The organism is Bradyrhizobium sp., assembly GCF_035652035.1.
Lineage (GTDB): Bacteria > Pseudomonadota > Alphaproteobacteria > Rhizobiales > Xanthobacteraceae > Bradyrhizobium.
In genome coordinates, this window is record NZ_DASREO010000034.1 from 1 (window position 1) to 17,483 (window position 17,483).

The 17,483-nt window shown below is 63.3% G+C and carries 15 protein-coding genes, 1 tRNA gene and 1 pseudogene; 4 read left to right on the top strand and 13 right to left on the bottom strand.

The window, feature by feature from the left end; translation table 11 throughout:
* From VFB05_RS11695 to VFB05_RS11715, 5 genes and pseudogenes are all read right to left on the bottom strand, one after another.
* Positions 1-954, bottom strand: a pseudogene (locus VFB05_RS11695) (DNA-directed RNA polymerase subunit beta'); the annotation flags it as partial.
* Positions 955-1,084: 130 nt separating this feature from the next.
* Positions 1,085-5,203, bottom strand: coding sequence for a DNA-directed RNA polymerase subunit beta (rpoB, locus tag VFB05_RS11700; RefSeq protein ID WP_325012385.1), 4,119 nt, complete (start codon positions 5,201-5,203; stop codon positions 1,085-1,087).
* A 592-nt stretch (positions 5,204-5,795) separates the two neighbouring features.
* Positions 5,796-6,173 (bottom strand): 50S ribosomal protein L7/L12, encoded by a 378-nt coding sequence (gene rplL / locus VFB05_RS11705; protein ID WP_325012387.1) that lies wholly within the window; start codon positions 6,171-6,173, stop codon positions 5,796-5,798.
* Positions 6,174-6,231: 58 nt separating this feature from the next.
* A complete protein-coding gene (rplJ, locus tag VFB05_RS11710; protein ID WP_325012389.1) occupies positions 6,232-6,750 on the bottom strand; it encodes a 50S ribosomal protein L10 in 519 nt (172 codons plus the stop codon).
* A 572-nt stretch (positions 6,751-7,322) separates the two neighbouring features.
* Positions 7,323-7,766 carry a hypothetical protein gene (locus VFB05_RS11715; RefSeq protein ID WP_325012391.1) on the bottom strand — a complete coding sequence of 148 codons (444 nt, stop codon included), beginning with the start codon at positions 7,764-7,766 and terminating at the stop codon, positions 7,323-7,325.
* Between VFB05_RS11715 and VFB05_RS11720 the strand changes: the two genes are divergently transcribed.
* Together VFB05_RS11720 and sigJ are read left to right on the top strand one after the other, a co-directional pair.
* Positions 7,765-8,310: a hypothetical protein gene (locus VFB05_RS11720; protein ID WP_325012393.1), complete on the top strand. Its 546-nt coding sequence runs from the start codon at positions 7,765-7,767 to the stop codon at positions 8,308-8,310. The two genes, VFB05_RS11715 and VFB05_RS11720, sit on opposite strands and share 2 nt — an antisense overlap.
* Entirely contained in the window at positions 8,288-9,175 is an 888-nt protein-coding gene (gene sigJ, locus VFB05_RS11725; protein ID WP_325012395.1) for an RNA polymerase sigma factor SigJ, read from the top strand. The genes VFB05_RS11720 and sigJ overlap by 23 nt, the downstream gene beginning before the upstream one ends.
* A gap of 15 nt (positions 9,176-9,190) precedes the next feature.
* Here sigJ and VFB05_RS11730 read toward each other — a convergent pair whose 3' ends face one another.
* The 6 genes from VFB05_RS11730 to VFB05_RS11755 form a co-directional block, all read right to left on the bottom strand.
* Complete coding sequence (locus VFB05_RS11730; RefSeq protein WP_325012397.1) at positions 9,191-10,138, bottom strand: 2-hydroxyacid dehydrogenase; 948 nt, start codon at positions 10,136-10,138, stop codon at positions 9,191-9,193.
* 84 nt (positions 10,139-10,222) lie between these two features.
* Positions 10,223-10,915 carry a 50S ribosomal protein L1 gene (gene rplA / locus VFB05_RS11735; protein ID WP_325012399.1) on the bottom strand — a complete coding sequence of 231 codons (693 nt, stop codon included), beginning with the start codon at positions 10,913-10,915 and terminating at the stop codon, positions 10,223-10,225.
* Positions 10,916-10,921: 6 nt separating this feature from the next.
* Complete coding sequence (gene rplK, locus VFB05_RS11740) at positions 10,922-11,350, bottom strand: 50S ribosomal protein L11 (RefSeq protein WP_057745528.1); 429 nt, start codon at positions 11,348-11,350, stop codon at positions 10,922-10,924.
* 129 nt (positions 11,351-11,479) lie between these two features.
* Positions 11,480-12,034, bottom strand: coding sequence for a transcription termination/antitermination protein NusG (gene nusG / locus VFB05_RS11745; protein ID WP_325012407.1), 555 nt, complete (start codon positions 12,032-12,034; stop codon positions 11,480-11,482).
* Entirely contained in the window at positions 12,034-12,225 is a 192-nt protein-coding gene (secE, locus tag VFB05_RS11750) for a preprotein translocase subunit SecE (RefSeq protein ID WP_325012409.1), read from the bottom strand. The genes nusG and secE overlap by 1 nt, the downstream gene beginning before the upstream one ends.
* A gap of 745 nt (positions 12,226-12,970) precedes the next feature.
* Positions 12,971-13,046, bottom strand: a tRNA-Trp gene (locus tag VFB05_RS11755).
* A 156-nt stretch (positions 13,047-13,202) separates the two neighbouring features.
* On the opposite strand from VFB05_RS11755, the gene VFB05_RS11760 reads away from it, so the two are divergent.
* The gene (locus VFB05_RS11760) at positions 13,203-14,426 is read left to right on the top strand and encodes a serine hydrolase domain-containing protein (protein WP_325012412.1); all 1,224 of its coding nucleotides are present in this window, start codon (positions 13,203-13,205) and stop codon (positions 14,424-14,426) included.
* Positions 14,427-14,570: 144 nt separating this feature from the next.
* On the opposite strand, the gene VFB05_RS11765 is transcribed toward VFB05_RS11760, so the two are convergent.
* Positions 14,571-15,344 (bottom strand): SDR family oxidoreductase, encoded by a 774-nt coding sequence (locus tag VFB05_RS11765; protein WP_325012414.1) that lies wholly within the window; start codon positions 15,342-15,344, stop codon positions 14,571-14,573.
* Between the two features lie 104 nt (positions 15,345-15,448).
* Positions 15,449-16,189 (bottom strand): histidine phosphatase family protein, encoded by a 741-nt coding sequence (locus tag VFB05_RS11770; protein ID WP_414643183.1) that lies wholly within the window; start codon positions 16,187-16,189, stop codon positions 15,449-15,451.
* Positions 16,190-16,338: 149 nt separating this feature from the next.
* Here VFB05_RS11770 and VFB05_RS11775 point away from each other — a divergent pair, with 149 nt between their 5' ends.
* Positions 16,339-17,124 carry an SDR family oxidoreductase gene (locus VFB05_RS11775; RefSeq protein ID WP_325012418.1) on the top strand — a complete coding sequence of 262 codons (786 nt, stop codon included), beginning with the start codon at positions 16,339-16,341 and terminating at the stop codon, positions 17,122-17,124.
* The last annotated feature ends 359 nt before the right edge of the window (positions 17,125-17,483 follow it).

The following is a 17,483-nucleotide window of genomic DNA, read 5'->3' on the forward strand; positions in this document are numbered from 1 at the left end:
GATGACGCGGCCACGGCGGCCGTTGTCGAACAGCGCGTCGACGGCCTCCTGCAGCATGCGCTTTTCGTTGCGGATGATGATGTCGGGCGCGCGCAGCTCCATCAGCCGCTTCAGGCGGTTGTTGCGGTTGATGACGCGGCGGTAGAGGTCGTTGAGGTCGGACGTCGCAAAGCGGCCGCCGTCCAGCGGCACCAGCGGACGCAGGTCCGGCGGAATCACCGGCACGACGGTGAGGATCATCCATTCCGGCTTGTTGCCGGAGTGGCGGAACGCCTCGACGATCTTGAGCCGCTTGGCGAGCTTCTTGTGCTTGATGTCGGAATCGGTCTCCGCCATCTCGGCACGCAGCGAAACCTCGAGCTTCTCGAGCTCGAGCGCCTTGAGCATCTCGCGGATCGCCTCGGCGCCGATCATGGCGGTGAAGGAATCCTGGCCGAACTCGTCCTGCGCCTTCAGGTACTCGTCTTCCGACAGGAGCTGACGGTCCTTGAGCGAGGTCAGGCCCGGCTCGAGCACGACGTAGTATTCGAAGTAGAGGATCCGCTCGAGATCCTTCAGCGTCATGTCGAGCAAGAGGCCGATGCGGGAGGGCAGCGACTTCAAAAACCAGATGTGGGCGACGGGCGCTGCGAGCTCGATATGGCCCATGCGCTCGCGCCGGACGCGTGACAGCGTGACCTCGACCGAGCACTTTTCGCAGATGATGCCCTTGTACTTCATCCGCTTGTACTTGCCGCACAAGCACTCGTAGTCCTTGATCGGCCCGAAGATGCGCGCGCAGAACAGGCCGTCGCGCTCCGGCTTGAAGGTGCGGTAGTTGATGGTCTCCGGCTTCTTGATCTCGCCATAGGACCAGGACAGAATTTTCTCAGGGGACGCGATCGAGATCCGGATCTGGTCGAAGACCTGAGCCGGAGTCGTCGGGTTGAAGAGATTCATGATCTCTTGGTTCATCGTCTTCTCCTCGCGTGCCGGGCCAAAGCCGGCAGGAAAATCGAAAATCACTCAAACTGGGCGCCCTGCCCGCATCGGACGGACAGGGCACGACGCCCGGCGGCGTACGCGCCGGGCATGATGATGGCGGTTACTCGGCCGCCTCGGAGGTCGGAGCCGGGCCAATCTTGGAGTTGTGCAGGTCGACGTTGAGACCGAGCGAGCGCATTTCCTTGACCAGCACGTTGAAGGATTCCGGAATACCGGCCTCGAACGTGTCGTCGCCGCGCACGATCGCCTCGTACACCTTGGTGCGGCCGGCGACGTCGTCCGACTTCACCGTCAGCATCTCCTGCAGCGTGTAGGCCGCGCCATAGGCTTCCAGCGCCCACACCTCCATTTCGCCGAAGCGCTGGCCACCGAACTGCGCCTTGCCGCCCAGCGGCTGCTGGGTGACGAGCGAGTACGGACCGATCGAACGCGCATGGATCTTGTCGTCGACCAGATGGTGCAGCTTGAGCATGTAGATGTAGCCCACGGTGACCTTGCGATCGAACGGATCGCCGGTGCGGCCGTCATAGACGGTCGACTGGCCCGAGGCATCCATGCCGGCGAGCTTGAGCATCTCCTCGATGTCGGCCTCCTTGGCGCCGTCGAACACGGGCGTTGCGATCGGAACGCCGTGGCTCAGGTTGCGGCCGAGTTCGATCAATTCGCCATCGTTGAGCGTCTTGATGGTCTCGTCCTCGCCGTAGATCCGCTTCAAGGTCTCCTTCAGCGGCTTGATGTCCTGCTTCGACAGGTAGGCATCAACGGTCTGCGCGATGCGCCGTCCGAGGCCCGCGCAGGCCCAACCGAGGTGGGTCTCGAGGATCTGGCCGACATTCATGCGCGAGGGCACGCCCAGCGGATTGAGCACGATATCCGCATGCGTGCCGTCCTCGAGGAACGGCATGTCCTCGATCGGCACGATCTTGGACACCACGCCCTTGTTGCCGTGGCGGCCGGCCATCTTGTCGCCGGGCTGGATCTTGCGCTTCACCGCGACGAAGACCTTGACCATCTTCATCACGCCGGGCGGCAATTCGTCGCCGCGCTGCAGCTTCTCGACCTTGTCGAGGAAGCGCTGCTCGAGACCCTTCTTCGACTCGTCGTACTGCTTGCGCATGGCCTCGATCTCGGCCATCAGCTTGTCGTTGGGGGAAGCGAACAGCCACCACTGCGACTTCGGATACTCCTCGAGCACCGCGCGGGTGATCTTGGTGTCCTTCTTGAAGCCCTTGGGGCCGGCGATGCCCTGCCGTCCCTCGAGCAGCTCGGCGAGGCGGTTGTAGACGTTGCGGTCGAGAATCGCCTGCTCGTCGTCGCGGTCCTTGGCGAGACGCTCGATCTCCTCCCGCTCGATCGCCAGCGCACGCTCGTCCTTGTCGACGCCGTGGCGGTTGAACACGCGTACTTCGACGATGGTGCCCTGCACGCCCGGCGGCACCCGCAGCGAGGTGTCGCGAACGTCCGAGGCCTTTTCGCCGAAGATGGCGCGGAGCAGCTTCTCTTCCGGCGTCATCGGGCTCTCGCCCTTCGGCGTGATCTTGCCGACCAGGATGTCGCCGGCGCGCACTTCCGCACCGATGTAGACGATACCGGCTTCGTCGAGGTTCTTCAGCGCTTCTTCCGAGACATTTGGAATGTCGCGGGTGATTTCCTCAGGCCCGAGCTTGGTGTCGCGCGCCATCACCTCGAACTCCTCGATGTGGATCGAGGTGAAGACGTCGTCCTTCACGATCCGCTCGGAGAGCAGGATCGAGTCTTCGAAGTTGTAGCCGTTCCACGGCATGAAGGCGACCAGCACGTTGCGGCCGAGCGCGAGCTCGCCGAGATCGGTCGAGGGACCGTCAGCGATGATGTCGCCCTTCTTGACGATGTCGCCGACCTTCACCAGCGGACGCTGGTTGATGCAGGTCGACTGGTTGGAGCGCTGGTATTTCATGAGGCGGTAGATATCGACGCCCGACTTGGTCGGATCGAGATCCTCCGTCGCACGGATAACCACGCGGGTGGCGTCGATCTGGTCGATCACGCCCGAGCGGCGGGCGGCGATCGCGGCGCCGGAGTCGCGGGCGACCACGCCCTCCATGCCGGTGCCGACGAACGGCGCCTCGGCGCGAACCAGCGGCACCGCCTGGCGCTGCATGTTCGAGCCCATCAGCGCACGGTTGGCGTCGTCGTTCTCGAGGAACGGGATCAGCGCCGCGGCCACTGAAACCAGCTGCTTCGGCGAGACGTCCATGTAGTCGACCTTGTCCGGCGTCACCGGCAGCACTTCGCCGGCGTGACGGCAGACCACGAGGTCCTCGGTGAAGCGGCCCTTCGGATCGAGCGGCACGTTGGCTTGCGCGACCGTGTAGCGGCCCTCCTCCATCGCTGAGAGATAGACCACCTCGTCCGTGACGCGGCCGTCCTTCACCTTACGATAAGGGGTCTCGACGAAGCCGTATTTGTTCACGCGCGCGAACGTCGCGAGCGAGTTGATCAGGCCGATGTTCGGACCTTCCGGCGTCTCGATCGGGCAGATGCGGCCGTAATGCGTCGGATGCACGTCGCGCACCTCGAAGCCGGCGCGCTCGCGCGTCAGACCGCCCGGTCCAAGCGCCGAGAGGCGGCGCTTGTGGGTGATCTCCGAGAGCGGGTTGGTCTGGTCCATGAACTGCGACAGCTGCGAGGAGCCGAAGAACTCGCGCACCGCGGCGGCCGCGGGCTTGGCGTTGATCAGGTCCTGCGGCATCACGGTGTCGATATCGACACTCGACATGCGCTCCTTGATCGCGCGCTCCATGCGCAACAGACCAATGCGGTACTGGTTCTCCATGAGCTCGCCGACCGAGCGGACGCGGCGGTTGCCGAGATGGTCGATGTCGTCGATCTCGCCCTTGCCGTCGCGCAGATCGACGAGGGTCTTGATCACCGACAGGATGTCTTCCTTGCGCAGCGTGCGCTGGGTGTCGGGCGCATCGAGATCGAGGCGCATGTTCATCTTGACGCGGCCGACCGCGGAGAGGTCGTAGCGCTCGGCATCGAAGAACAGCGACTGGAACATGGCCTGCGCCGAATCCAGCGTCGGCGGCTCGCCCGGACGCATCACGCGATAGATGTCGAAGAGTGCGTCCTCACGCGTCATGTTCTTGTCGGCATGCAGCGTGTTGCGGATGTAGGGGCCGACATTGACATGGTCGATGTCGAGCAGCGGCAGCTCCTTGTAGCCCTGCTCGTTCAGCACCTTCAAAAGCTTCTCGGTGATCTCTTCGCCGGCTTCGGCGTAGATCTCGCCCGTCTTCGGGTTGACGAGGTCCTCGGCGAGGTAGTTGCCGACCAGCTCCTCATCCGACATGCGCAGCGCCTTCAACCCCTTCTCCTGGAGCTGTCGGGCGGCACGGACGGTGAGCTTCTTGCCGGCCTCGAGCACGACCTTGCCGGTATCGGCATCGATCAGGTCGTTGACGGTCGAGTAGCCGCGGAAGCGGTTGGCGTCGAACGGGACGCGCCAGCCTTCCTTGGTGCGCTTGTAGAGGATCTTCTTGTAGAAGGTCGACAGGATCTGCTCGCCGTCGAGACCGAGCGCAAACATCAGCGAGGTCACGGGAATCTTGCGGCGGCGATCGATACGCGCATAGACGATGTCCTTGGCGTCGAACTCGATGTCGAGCCAGGAGCCGCGATAGGGAATCACGCGCGCGGCAAACAGCAGCTTGCCCGAGGAATGGGTCTTGCCCTTGTCGTGATCGAAGAACACGCCGGGCGAGCGGTGCATCTGGGAGACGATAACGCGCTCGGTGCCGTTGACGATGAAGGTGCCGTTCATGGTCATGAGCGGGATATCGCCCATATAGACATCCTGCTCCTTGATGTCCTTGACCGACTTGGCGCCGGTCTCCTCGTCGATATCAAACACGATGAGGCGCAGCGTCACCTTGAGCGGCGCAGCGAAGGTCATGCCGCGCTGGCGGCACTCGTCGACGTCATATTTCGGCGGCTCGAACTCGTAGCGGACGAACTCCAGCATCGAGGTGCCGGAGAAGTCGGAGATCGGGAACACGGAGCGGAAAACCGCCTGCAAGCCCTCGTCCGGGCGCCCGCCCTGGGGCTCCTCGACCATCAGGAACTGGTCATAGGACGCCTTCTGAACCTCAATGAGGTTCGGCATCTCGGCGACTTCCTTGATGTGTCCAAAGAACTTGCGGACGCGTTTGCGACCGGTGAATGTCTGCTGCGCCATCGGGGCCTCTCATTTCGTCGCCCTTCAAGGGGGCGCGTCTTCCGGAGAGCAACCGCCATCGCGCCCCGGGTGTGAATGTCGATCATTCCGAAGGCGCAAAGCCCGACTTGCAGGACACAAAAGTCCCGAATTCGTTCTTCAGACCTTCAAAACGCAAAACGACGTGCGGGGCGCAGATGCGCACCCGCCCGTCAGAACCATTTTAGTTACGGACTGCAAAAGCCCGAAATAGCCTGTCTCCCAACAGCTTACAAAGGGAAACGCCGCCGCTTCCGCCTTGGAAACCGTGCTTTCGTGCTGTCGTCCCGATATGGGATGACAATCATGGAGATTCGAGGGGCAAACCCACGTATCCCCACACTTTTTTGTGTTCGACGCGAAACGGGGTCGCCGATTGCACGTCTCTTGCAGCGGTTCCCCGGCCCAACGGCCCGGGGCGCCACCCAAATCCTGTTCCGGGCCCAGGTCCGCCCGGAATTTGCCCTCTCTCCCCGTCATGGCCGGGCTCGACCCGGCCATCCACGCCTTGAGGAGACAGATGCCCGGGCCTCGCTGCGCTCGCCCGGGCATGCAATTGAGGCAAGCCAGCGGCTTACTTCAACTCCACCTTCGCGCCAGCCTTCTCGAGCTGGGCCTTGATCTTGTCGGCTTCGTCCTTGTTGACGCCTTCCTTGACCGGCTTCGGCGCGCCTTCGACGAGGTCCTTGGCTTCCTTCAGGCCGAGACCGGTGATGGCGCGGACTTCCTTGATGACCTCGATCTTCTTGTCGCCGGCCGCGGCCAGCACGACGGTGAACTCGGTCTTCTCCTCAACCGGAGCAGCAGCGGCGCCGCCGCCTGCGGGGCCGGCAACCGCGACCGCAGCCGCGGCCGAAACGCCCCACTTCTCTTCCAGGAGCTTGGCGAGCTCAGCCGCCTCGAGCACGGTCAGGCTCGAGAGGTCGTCCACGATTTTCTGCAAGTCAGCCATTGTTCAGTTTCCTTAAGCGATTTGATTCGAACCAGGGTTTTCTAGTGTTGCGAAAGCGTCAGGCCGCTTCGCCCTTTGAGGCATGAGCCTGAATGACGCGCGCGAGCTTGGCTGCGGGCGCATTCGACAGCTGCGCGAGCTTGGTTGCCGGCGCTACGATGAGGCCGACAAGCTTGCCGCGGAGTTCGTCAAGCGACGGCAGCGAGGCAAGCGCCTTCACGCCATCGACATTCAGGACGGTTTTGCCCATCGACCCGCCGAGGATGACGAACTTTTCGTTCGCCTTGGCGAATTCGATGGCAACCTTCGGCGCCGCAACCGGATCGTTGGAAGTTGCGATCACGGTCGGCCCCTTCAGCAGGGAACCGATGGCAGCGACGTCAGTGCCTTCAAGAGCAATTTTGGCGAGACGGTTCTTCGAGACCTTCACCGACGCGCCCGCCTGCTTCATCTGCATGCGCAGCTTCTGCATCTGGGCGACGGTGAGGCCGGAATAATGAGCAACGATCGCGACGCTCGTGGCCTTGAAGACCTCGTTGAGCTGTTCGACCGCCTCTTTTTTTGCCGCTCGTTCCACAGCAAGCTCTCTCCGGTTGGCGGCCTTCGCATTCTCACGCGGGACCGCCGGGTTGCACCCATCGTCCCGCCCAAGATTCACTTTCCAGGGCTGTGAAGCCCCAGCGACCTGGGCAAGACGACGATCTTGAAGCCTGCCCTCCCGAAAAGCCCTTCCGGGCCCCGCGGGGTGTCGAGGTTCGAACCAAATCGCTTTCGGCAACGCGCAAAGCACATTGCGTCGAGATCAAATCCGGTCTTCACCCATCTATGCAGGCCATTCGATTAAGCCATTGGCGAAATTCAACAATTTCGCTTCAAGCGCCTGCAGTCTCGGACAGGATCGGGATCTTGCCGGCACGCCGGAAGACCCCTGCCCGCATGCCTGACAAAAGGGACGAAGCGGTTTCCTTCCTTTCGGGCGATCCAAGCGGATATCCTGAAAGGAATGATCTCCTGTTCGTCATCTATTCGGAATGCGAGCACGGCCGTGCCAGCGCAAGCCAGCACGTCCAGAGCGGGGTCTTTAGCCCGTCTGGCCCGGCTTGCCAAGAGCAAAATTCACACCAGTTTGGGGCCCCGCTTTTGGACCGCTCATACGAAAAATCTTCGCCGCCATGTCACATACCACCTCCTCTGATCGTCTGAGGCGCAGGAGGTCTCAATGCGACGGTGGATCGCGGGCGCGCTTGCCCTTTTCAATATGGCCAACGGGCTGGTCATGCTGTTCGCCAGTTCCAGCTGGTGGGTGAGCGTACCGGGTGTTCCGGAAACCGGCCCGTTCAACGCCCATTTGTCCAGGATGTCGGCGCGGCTTTCCTCGCCGCGGGCCTGGCGCTCGCCGCCCGGGCCTGGCGCCCCAGCTATTGGCCGGCAGCCATGGCTGGCGCCGCATTCATGGTGGCGCACGCCCTCATTCATCTCGTGATGATCGCGGGGGGCCACGACCACCACACCGCTGCGGACCTTGCGCTGGTCATTGGACCAGCGGCCCTCGCCGTCTACTCGGCTTTCCCGAACCATGGAGAACAACGACATGCGTAGTTTCCTGGCGCGCCGTATGCTGCGGTCCTTCAGCAAACGTTACGGCTATGACACGAGCTATCTCAATATGCTGTTGAAGGTGTCGCCTGCCGCTTTCTTCAAATTGGCGCCGCTGATGAAAGCGGCGGCCCATCGCGAGGTGATTCCGGTGGAAGCCAAATTTGCCGCCTCCATCACTGGTGCATTGGGGGAAGATTGCGGTCCCTGCACGCAACTGACCGTCGATATGGCACTCGAGGCCGGCATGGCCAGGGACCAGGTCGAGGCGGTGCTTCGCCGCGACATCAGCGCCATGACCGAAGCGACGGCGTTGGGCTTCCAGTTCGCAGATGCCGTTGTCCATCACGCGATGGATGACGACAAATACCGCGATGCTGTTCGCGCACGCTGGGGAGACAAGGGCGTGATCGATCTTGCCATGACGCTGCAACTGGGCCGGATGTTCCCGATGCTCAAACTTGCTCTCGGATATGCCAGGGAATGCCGCCGCGTCACCGTGGCCGGCCATCAAGTCGATGTCGTCAAGCAAGCCGCGTGAGGCCGATCCCCTCGCCCCGCATCGCCGCCGGCTGCTCGGGCTTGCCTATCGCATGACTGGCAGCCGCAGCGACGCGGAAGACGTGGTGCAGGACGCCTACCTCCGCTTTGCCGGCGCGCAGGACGTGCGCAATGCGGAAGCTTTCCTTGTCACGACGGTGACGCGGCTTTGCCTGGATCGGTTGAAGAGCGCAAGGGCGCAGCGGGAGGTCTATGTCGGCCCCTGGCTTCCGGAGCCGGTGTTCGATGCCGAGGGCCTTTCGGCCGATGCGGCAACCGAGCTCGCGGATGATCTCTCTTTTGCGCTGATGCTGGCGCTGGACCGGCTGTCGCCGCTCGAGCGCGCCGCGTTCCTGCTGCATGACGTGTTCGACCGACCGTTTGCGGAAGTCGCATCGACGCTCGGACGCAGCGAGGCCGCCTGTCGCCAACTGGCGGCTCGCGCCCGCCAGGCGGTACGCGAGGGACGCCCGGCGCCGGCAGCCACGCCCGAGAACCATGCCAGACTGCTGCGCGCCTTCTGCGAAGCGGCAACCAGCGGCGACATCTCCACTCTCGCCGGCCTCTTGCGCGACGATGCGATCGCCATCACCGACGGCGGCGGGCGCAAGACTGCGGCGCTGAACCGCATCAGTGGTGCTGATAAGATCGTTCGTTTCGTAATCGGGATCGCCGGCAAGAATGCCGGCCACGAGATCGAGGTCGTTCCGATGATCATCAACGGCAGCGCCGGCGCACTCCTCTACATGGACGGCGAGATCGATCATGCGCTGAGCGTGGCAATCGACGGCGCACAGCAGAAGATCGCCGCAATCTATGTCGTGCGCAATCCCGACAAGCTGCGCCGCGCCCCGCTTGCGACCTGAGACCATGGAGTTGGACTACCCGACTCGATAAGCTAGCGGCTTGCCCTCGAAATACGCGGCCAGATTCGCGATCACGCAATCCTGCATCGCGTGATGCGATTCAAGCGTGTGCCCGCCGATATGCGGCGTGAGCACCACATTCGGCAGCGCGGTCAATTCGCCCGGCGGGTTCGGCTCCCTGGCATAGACGTCGAGGCCGGCGCCGGCGATCGTGCCGTCCTTGAGCGCGGCGACCAGCGCAGCTTCATCGATCACCGAGCCACGGGCGATATTGATGACATAACCGTCCGCACCGAGCCGCTTGAGAATGTCGGCATTCACCGCGTGATTGGTTTCGGGCCCCGCGCGCACCGCAATGAGCAGCACGCTGCACCAATCGGCGAGTTCTTCGAGCGAGGGGAAATAGGGGTAGGGCACGTCATGCCGGCTGCGGCTGAAATAGCCGACCTCGGTCTCGAACGCGGCAGCGCGGTCCGCGATCTTGCGGCCGATGGCGCCCATGCCATAGATGCCGACCTTTCGCCCGCGCATCCCCTGCTGCGGACGCATCATCGGCGAAGGCTTTGATGCCGCCCAATCGCCGCTGCGGACATAGCCGTCGGCGACCACCAGCCGCCGCACCGCGGCGAGCATCAGGGTCAGCGCAATGTCGGCGACCGAGGACGCATTCGCGCCCGGGCTGTGCCCCACTGCGATGCCGCGGCTTGCAGCTGCCTTCAGATCAACGCCGTCATAGCCCGTCCCGTAGCAGACGATGACGCCGAGTTTGGGCATCCGGTCCATCATCTCGCCACCGAGCGGCGTCGAGCCCGCTGTGATCATCGCGCGGATATCGGCGAGTTCGTCCGTCGCGAACACCTGGTCCGGCGGCTTGCCGCCCGCATCCCACAATTCGAAGCGTTCGCCGATGCGCTGCATCAGTGATTTGGGGAAGCGCGAATAGACCAGGACTTTGTCGGGCATTGTTGTTTTCCCTGAGCCTCCAATGCAAAGGGCGGAACTGGTTGCCCAATTCCGCCCCTCGTCAATCTCTCGAATTGTCCGGCCTTACGCGAGCAGCGTGCTCGTATCGACCTTCACGCCCGGCCCTTGCGTCGAGGACACGGCGACGCGCTGGATGTAGGTGCCCTTGGCGCCTGAGGGCTTCGCCTTGGCGACCGCGTCAGCGAGCGCGCGAACGTTCTCGACCAGCTTGTCCTCGGAGAACGAGGCCTTGCCGATGCCGGCCTGCACGATGCCCGCCTTCTCGACCCGGAACTCGACCGAGCCGCCCTTGGCACCCTTCACGGCAGAGGTGACGTCCATGGTCACGGTGCCGACCTTCGGGTTCGGCATCATGCCGCGCGGACCGAGCACCTTACCGAGACGGCCGACCAGCGGCATCATGTCGGGGGTGGCGATGCAGCGGTCGAAATCGATATTGCCCGCCTGCACCTTCTCGACGAGATCCTCGGCACCGACCACGTCGGCGCCCGCGGCCTTGGCCTCATCGGCCTTGGCGCCACGCGCGAACACGCCGACGCGCACGCTGCGGCCGGTGCCGTTCGGCAGAGTGACGACGCCACGGACCATCTGGTCGGCGTGACGGGGATCGACGCCGAGATTCATCGAGATCTCGATGGTCTCGTCGAACTTCGCCTTCGCCCGCTCCTTGACCATCTTGATGGCCTCGGGCAGCGCGTACAGCTTCTCACGATCCACACCCTCGCGGGCCTTGCTCAAACGCTTTCCAACTGACATGGCCGTTTACCCCGCAACTTCCAGACCCATCGAACGGGCCGAGCCCTCGACCATCTTCATGGCCGATTCGATGGTGTCGCAATTCAGGTCCTTCATCTTCTTCTCGGCGATCTCGCGCACCTGCGCTCTCGTCACCTTGCCGGCCTTGTCGCGGCCCGGCGCCTTGGAGCCGGACTGGATCTTGGCCGCTTGCTTGAGGAAGTAGGACATCGGCGGCGTCTTCATCTCAAACGTGAAGGAGCGATCCGCGTAGATCGTGATGATCACCGGAATCGGGGTGTTCTTCTCTTCCTTCTGGGTCTGGGCGTTGAACGCCTTGCAGAACTCCATGATGTTGAGACCGCGCTGACCAAGCGCGGGACCGATCGGAGGCGACGGATTCGCCGCACCCGCCGGCACCTGCAATTTCAGGTATCCGGTCACTTTCTTTGCCATTTACGTCTCCTGTGCTGCCGGCTCCTAACCGGCGGTTTCAGGTTCGTGGTGCGGATCAAGAAGCGGCTGGCTTTCCGCCCTCTCCTCCCACGTCCTCTCTCATGCGAGGCGTACCCCGCATGATCGCGATCAGACCTTCTCGACCTGACCGAATTCCAGTTCGACCGGGGTCGCGCGGCCGAAGATCGACACCGCGACCTTCACGCGCGAACGCGCCTCGTCGATTTCCTCCACCACGCCCGAGAACGAGGCGAACGGGCCGTCGGCGACGCGCACATTCTCGCCGATCTCGAACGACACCGACGCCTTCGGCCGCTCCACGCCCTCCTGCACCTGGTGCAGGATGCGCATGGCCTCGGCTTCCGAGATCGGCATCGGTTTGTTTTCCGCGCCGAGGAAGCCGGTGACCTTCGGGGTGTTCTTGATGAGATGGAAGGCCTCGTCGGTGAGCTTCATCTTCACCAGCACATAGCCCGGGAAGAACTTGCGCTCGGCGTCGATCTTGCGGCCGCGACGCACCTCGGTGACCTTCTCGGTCGGCACCAGCACCTGCTCGAACAGGTCCTCAAGCCCGCGCTGCTTGGCCTGCTCGCGGATGGATTCGGCGACCTTCTTCTCGAAATTCGAATAGGCGTGGACGATATACCAGCGCTTGTCGGAAGCTAAGACTGCTGCGGTTGCCATCAGTGGATGCCCAGCACAAAGGTGATGAGAACGCGGATCATCTGATCCGCGGCGAAAAAGAAAATGGACGCGGCCGCAACCATCACGAACACCATGATGGTGGTGATCGTGGTCTCACGACGGGTCGGCCAGGTGACCTTGGCGGTCTCCGAGCGCACTTCCTGCAGGAATTTGAACGGGCTGAAAGCCATCGTTGGTACGCCAGACGTATCTAATAAGTGTCAGGAAACCGAACAGCCTTTCAGCCGCCCAACCCTCGTTTGAAGGATGAGCCGGCAAGCGGGCTCGAATGTTCGGGGATTACGGCCACGCCGGAGATCCGTCTCAAACGGGCCGGCTGCGGGTTGCGCGCTATGTACTGCGGGAGGCGGCAAAGGTCAAGCTGGGCTTGCCTCGGCCGCCTGCCCCTGCCCTGGCGCCCCCGCGCCTTGGGCGCTGCCACGGGATCAAGGGCTTACCCGCAGCGTGACCGGCATCACTTTGGGCATCGAACCCGCGTTTTCCGGCCCGACACCAACGGGGACCTTAAGGAGAGGAGATCCCGACCATGTCGCTTCGTATCCCCGCCCTGATTCTCGTGGCAGCCAGCCTCCTTGGCGGCCCGCGTGCCGAGGCCGCCGGCCTTTCGCCCAATCTCAACATCCGCTCGCCCGGCCCGACCAACACCATGACCATGGCGGCCGGCCGGGGCTATGGCTCGGGCTATCCGGCACCTCCGGTCTATGCCGGCCCGCAACGTCCGCGCATCACGGTTTTCAACTCCAACGACCAGTTCGACACCAACGGGAATCTCAATCCGGGCGGCGGCGGTGGCGGCACCAAGGCGGGCAAGCATCCCAATCTGGATTCATGGCGGCCGGACCCAAGCAAATATCGACCTGCCACACTTCGCGGGGGCGTCTGCCTGGTCCTGATCTGTCGTCCCGCCCTGCCGGCTGGCAGGAGTGGTAGGGCTCGAACCTACGACCCCCGGTTTTGGAGACCGGTGCTCTACCAATTGAGCTACACTCCTAGCGCACCGAAGCAGCCGCTTCGGTCCGCGCCGTTTCAAGCACAATGGATAGCCGATTTGCAAGGGCGAAGCGCGGTAAATGCGCTGTTCAAATGCTCCCTTCTGGGCAACAGTTGAGACATAACAAGAGCCAAGGGAACGATCATGGGAGAGACTATGACCGCGCAGACCGCCACCAAGTCCGCCGAGACGCCCAAGACCCCGCCTTTGCCCCAGGCTAGCCCCGAATCCCTCGGATTGTCCGCTTCCCGGCTGCAAATCCTCTCCGACGCCTTCAAGCGTGAGGTGGATAAGGGAACCCTGCCCGGCGCGACCGTAATGGTGGCTCGCCGTGGCCAGATCGGCTGGTTCGATGCCATCGGCCGGCAAGGCCCGACCTCCGACGGCCCGATGAGGCAGGACTCGATCTTCCGCATCTTCTCCATGACCAAGCCGATCGTCTCGGTCGGCATCATGATGCTGCTGGAGGACGGCCATTTCCTCCTCAATGACCCCGTCGCCAAGTTCATCCCGGAGTTTGCCCGCCAGCAGGTCGGCATCGAGCGGCATGGCAAGCTCGAGCTCGCTCCCGTGGCGCGTCCCATGACCATCCAGGACCTGCTCCGCCACACCTCCGGCATCACTTACGAGCATACCGGCAACAGCCTGGTGCAGCAGCTTTATACCCAGACGCGGCTGCGGAGCCGCAAGATCACCAATGCCGAGCACGCCGCGATGGTGGCGAGCCTGCCCCTGATCTGCCAGCCCGGCGCCGAATGGAACTACAGCCGCTCGACCGACATTCTCGGTCGCATCATCGAGGTCGTCAGCGGCAAGCCGCTCTCCACCTTCCTGACCGAGCGCATCCTGGCGCCGTTGCAGATGGCCGAAACCGCCTTCTTCACGGCTGAGGAGAACGCCTCTCGCCTCGCCGAGCCCTTCCCGATCGATCCCTGGACCACCGAGAAGGTCCAGCTCTTCAACATGCTGGAGCGGCCGGCGATGGAATCCGGCGGCGGCGGCCTGGTCTCCACCACCATGGACTACGCCCGCTTCTGCCAGATGCTGCTCAATGGCGGCAGCCTCGACGGCAACAGGATCATCGGCCGCAAGACGCTGGAGCTGATGGCCTCCGATCATCTGAGCCCGCACGTCGCGATCAAGGGCACGCTGCTGACGCCCGGCCACGGCTTTGGCCTCGGCTTTGCCGTGCGCAACAACGCGGGCATCGCCTCCTTCCTCGGCTCGGTCGGCCAGTTCTTCTGGAGCGGCATGGGCGGCACCTTCTTCTGGATCGATCCGAAGGAGGAGCTGTTCGCAGTCTTCATGTCGCAGGCGCCGGGGCAGCGGGATTACACCAGGACCTTGGTGCGGAATCTGGTGTACGCGGCGCTGGAGTGAGGACGGCGCAACATCAACGGTGTCGTCCCGGCGAACGCCGGGACCCATAACCCCAGGGCGAAGTTGTTGCGAAGGTCCTCTCCCACCGCATCTCTCTGAAAGCTTCCGCGGGATGGGCCCCGGCTTTCGCCGGGGCGACGGCGATCAACTGATCGTCGCACCGCCATCGACCACGATGGTCTGGCCTGTCGTGAAGCTGCCCGCCTTTGACGCCAGGAACACCGCGGCGCCCGCGATCTCGTCGGGCTCGCCGATGCGCAGCAGCGGTGAGCGCGCGGTCGATGCCTTCAGCGTGTCCGGATTTTCCCACAGCGCGCGGGCGAAGTCGGTCTTGATCAGGCCCGGCGCGATGCAGTTCACGCGGACGTTGTGCTTGCCATATTCGCAGGCGAGATTGCGCGCGAGCTGCATGTCGGCGGCTTTGGAGATCGCGTAGGCGCCGAGCACCGTCGAGCCCTTCAGGCCGCCGATCGAGGAGACGATGGTGACGGTGCCGTCCTTGCGCTCGATCATCTGCGGCACCACGAAATTGATCAGCCAGGTGTTGGCGACAATGTTGTTGTCCAGGATCTTGCGGAACTGGTCGTCGGAGATGCCGGCCTGCGGACCATAATAAGGATTGGAGGCGGCGTTGCAGACCAGCGTGTCGATCTTGCCGAAGGCGCGGTTGGTCTCTTCCACGAGGTGCTGCAGATCATCCTTGGTCGAGATGTTGGCCGGCACGGCCAGTGCGACCTGCTTGCCCTTGCCGTAGGTATCGTTGATCGCCTTCGCCACCTCGTCACAGGCTTCCTTCTTGCGCGAGGAAATCACGACCTTGGCGCCGTGCTCGGCCATGCGTTCGGCAATCGCGCGCCCGATCCCGCGCGAGGAGCCGGTGATGACGGCCACTTTTCCGGTCATGTCGAACAGAGTCATATGATCCTCCCCAGTTCTTTTAAGAGTTCGGCCGATCGGCCGCCTTGCTTGCACATTACGCCGCGTCGCTGCGGCAAGACAATTGTCGAGCGCGAGCCACTTGCTCAACCCAGCTTGGTCGGGCTTGCCCGCTCCGGGCCGGCCGGCTGGTGCATCGCATTGTGCGAGGCGTCAGCCATCCATGGCTGCTGGTTCACCATCGGCAGCCGCCAGCCGCTGTGAGCTTGGCTCGCGAGATGATCCAGCCGCGTCACCGAGCAATTGTCGATGGTGAAAGCGAGTCCTTTTTCAACCAGCCCGCCGAGCGCCAGCGCTATCGCCGCCTTGATGGTGCCGCCATGCGAGGCGACGATCACATCGCGTCCGGCATTTTCGAGGTTGATGCGGTCGACCGCGCGCTTCACGCGCTCATAGACATCGACAAAGCTTTCACCGCCCGGGGCGGGCTCATCGATCGGCGCAAACCAGTAGCTGCCGACCTCGATCGGACGGCTGGCAAAAAACGCGGCGCGGTTGAGGCCCTGCCAGTCACCGAGATTCTGCTCGGCAAACGCCACCTCCTGGATCAGCATGCCTGGCTGCGGATAGCCAGCCGCCCAGATCGCTTCCGCGGTCTGATGCGTGCGCTTGAGGTTGCTGGCAAACCAGATCGCATTGCGCGGCAGGATCCTGCCCACCGCTTCCATCACCACGCGATCGGAGGTGTCGCAGCCGAGATCCTTTTGGCCATAGATGCAGCCATTGTCGTCGCGCACCGGCGCATGGCGCACCCACCACCATCGCGTCGCCACCACGCCTGCGGGAACAGCCTGCTGGGCGACGAAAGCTTGATCGGGCTTGGACATCGTCATCGGCCTTCAATAGAGTCAGCTTTGGCTGTACGTCAGAGCACCAAACGCCTCAAGTCACTTCTGGCGTTTGAAAACTTGTTTGAATCCGCGAGCGGAATTCCGCTGCGAACATCCCACTTCGAAATTCCACTAGGAGGAAACACATGGGCCGCCTCGAAGGCAAATCCGTCATCATCACCGGCGCCGGTTCTGGCATCGGCCGCGCGGCAACGCTTCTGTTCGCGAAAGAAGGCGCGAGATTGATCGCGGTCGATCGCACCGAGGCCGTGAAAGATGTGGCTGCCGAGGTGAAAAAAGCCGGCGGCACGGCGGAGGCGCTGACGGCGGATGCAGGTTCCGAGAAGGACGTGATCGGCTTCATCGATCGCGCGCTCAAAACCTACGGCAAGCTCGATGCGATCTGGGCCAATGCCGGTGTCAGCGGCGGCCTGGTGCCGCTTGCCGAGCAGACGGTGGAGCATTGGCAGGAGGTGTTGCGCGTCAACCTGATCGGACCGTTCCTTGCCATCAAGCATTCCATCCCGCACATGACCAAACAGGGTTCCGGCTCGATCGTCTGCACCGCATCTGTTGCGGGCTTGAAAGCCGGCGCCAGCGGCCATCCCTATGCCGCGAGCAAGGCCGGCGTCATCAGCCTGGTGCAGACCACCGCCTATTCGCTCTCCGGCACCGGCGTTCGCATCAATGCGGTGTGCCCCGGCCTGATCGAAACCGGAATGACCAAGCCGATCTTCGATCGCGCCAAGGAGCGCGGCACCGCCGACAAGATCGGCCAGCTCAATCCGTTGAAACGTCCCGGCCAGCCGCACGAACTCGCCGCGATGGGACTGTTCCTCGCAAGCGATGATGCGTCCTACGTCAACGGCCAGGCCATTCCGGTCGATGGCGGCTTGACGGCGTCGATGCCGTATACGGGGAAGCCGGTCTAGGTTCTCGTCGCCCGGCGAAAGCCGGGGCCTATACCGCGGAATCTAACCGTCGCCTCGATGATAGTTGACGGCTTTCGCAAAACAACATCCTGGGGTTATGGGTCCCGGATCGGCGCTCGCTGACGCTCGCTTGTCCGGGACGACGAAGAGACACGCCTTTTCGCTCTCGCGACGGCATTCGCCCGAGCTTTGCTTCATCCATCACCCTCTCGAAAGTTAGAGGGCGCAGGGAAGGCCGGGTGGCCGCTGCACCCGGGGCCCTCGCGCAGAAAAAAACTGCGCAAGCGCGAGTCCACAGGTACAGGCGGTGATCACACCGGCCTTCCCTGCGCGATGGTTTACGGCTTATAGGCGCTCTC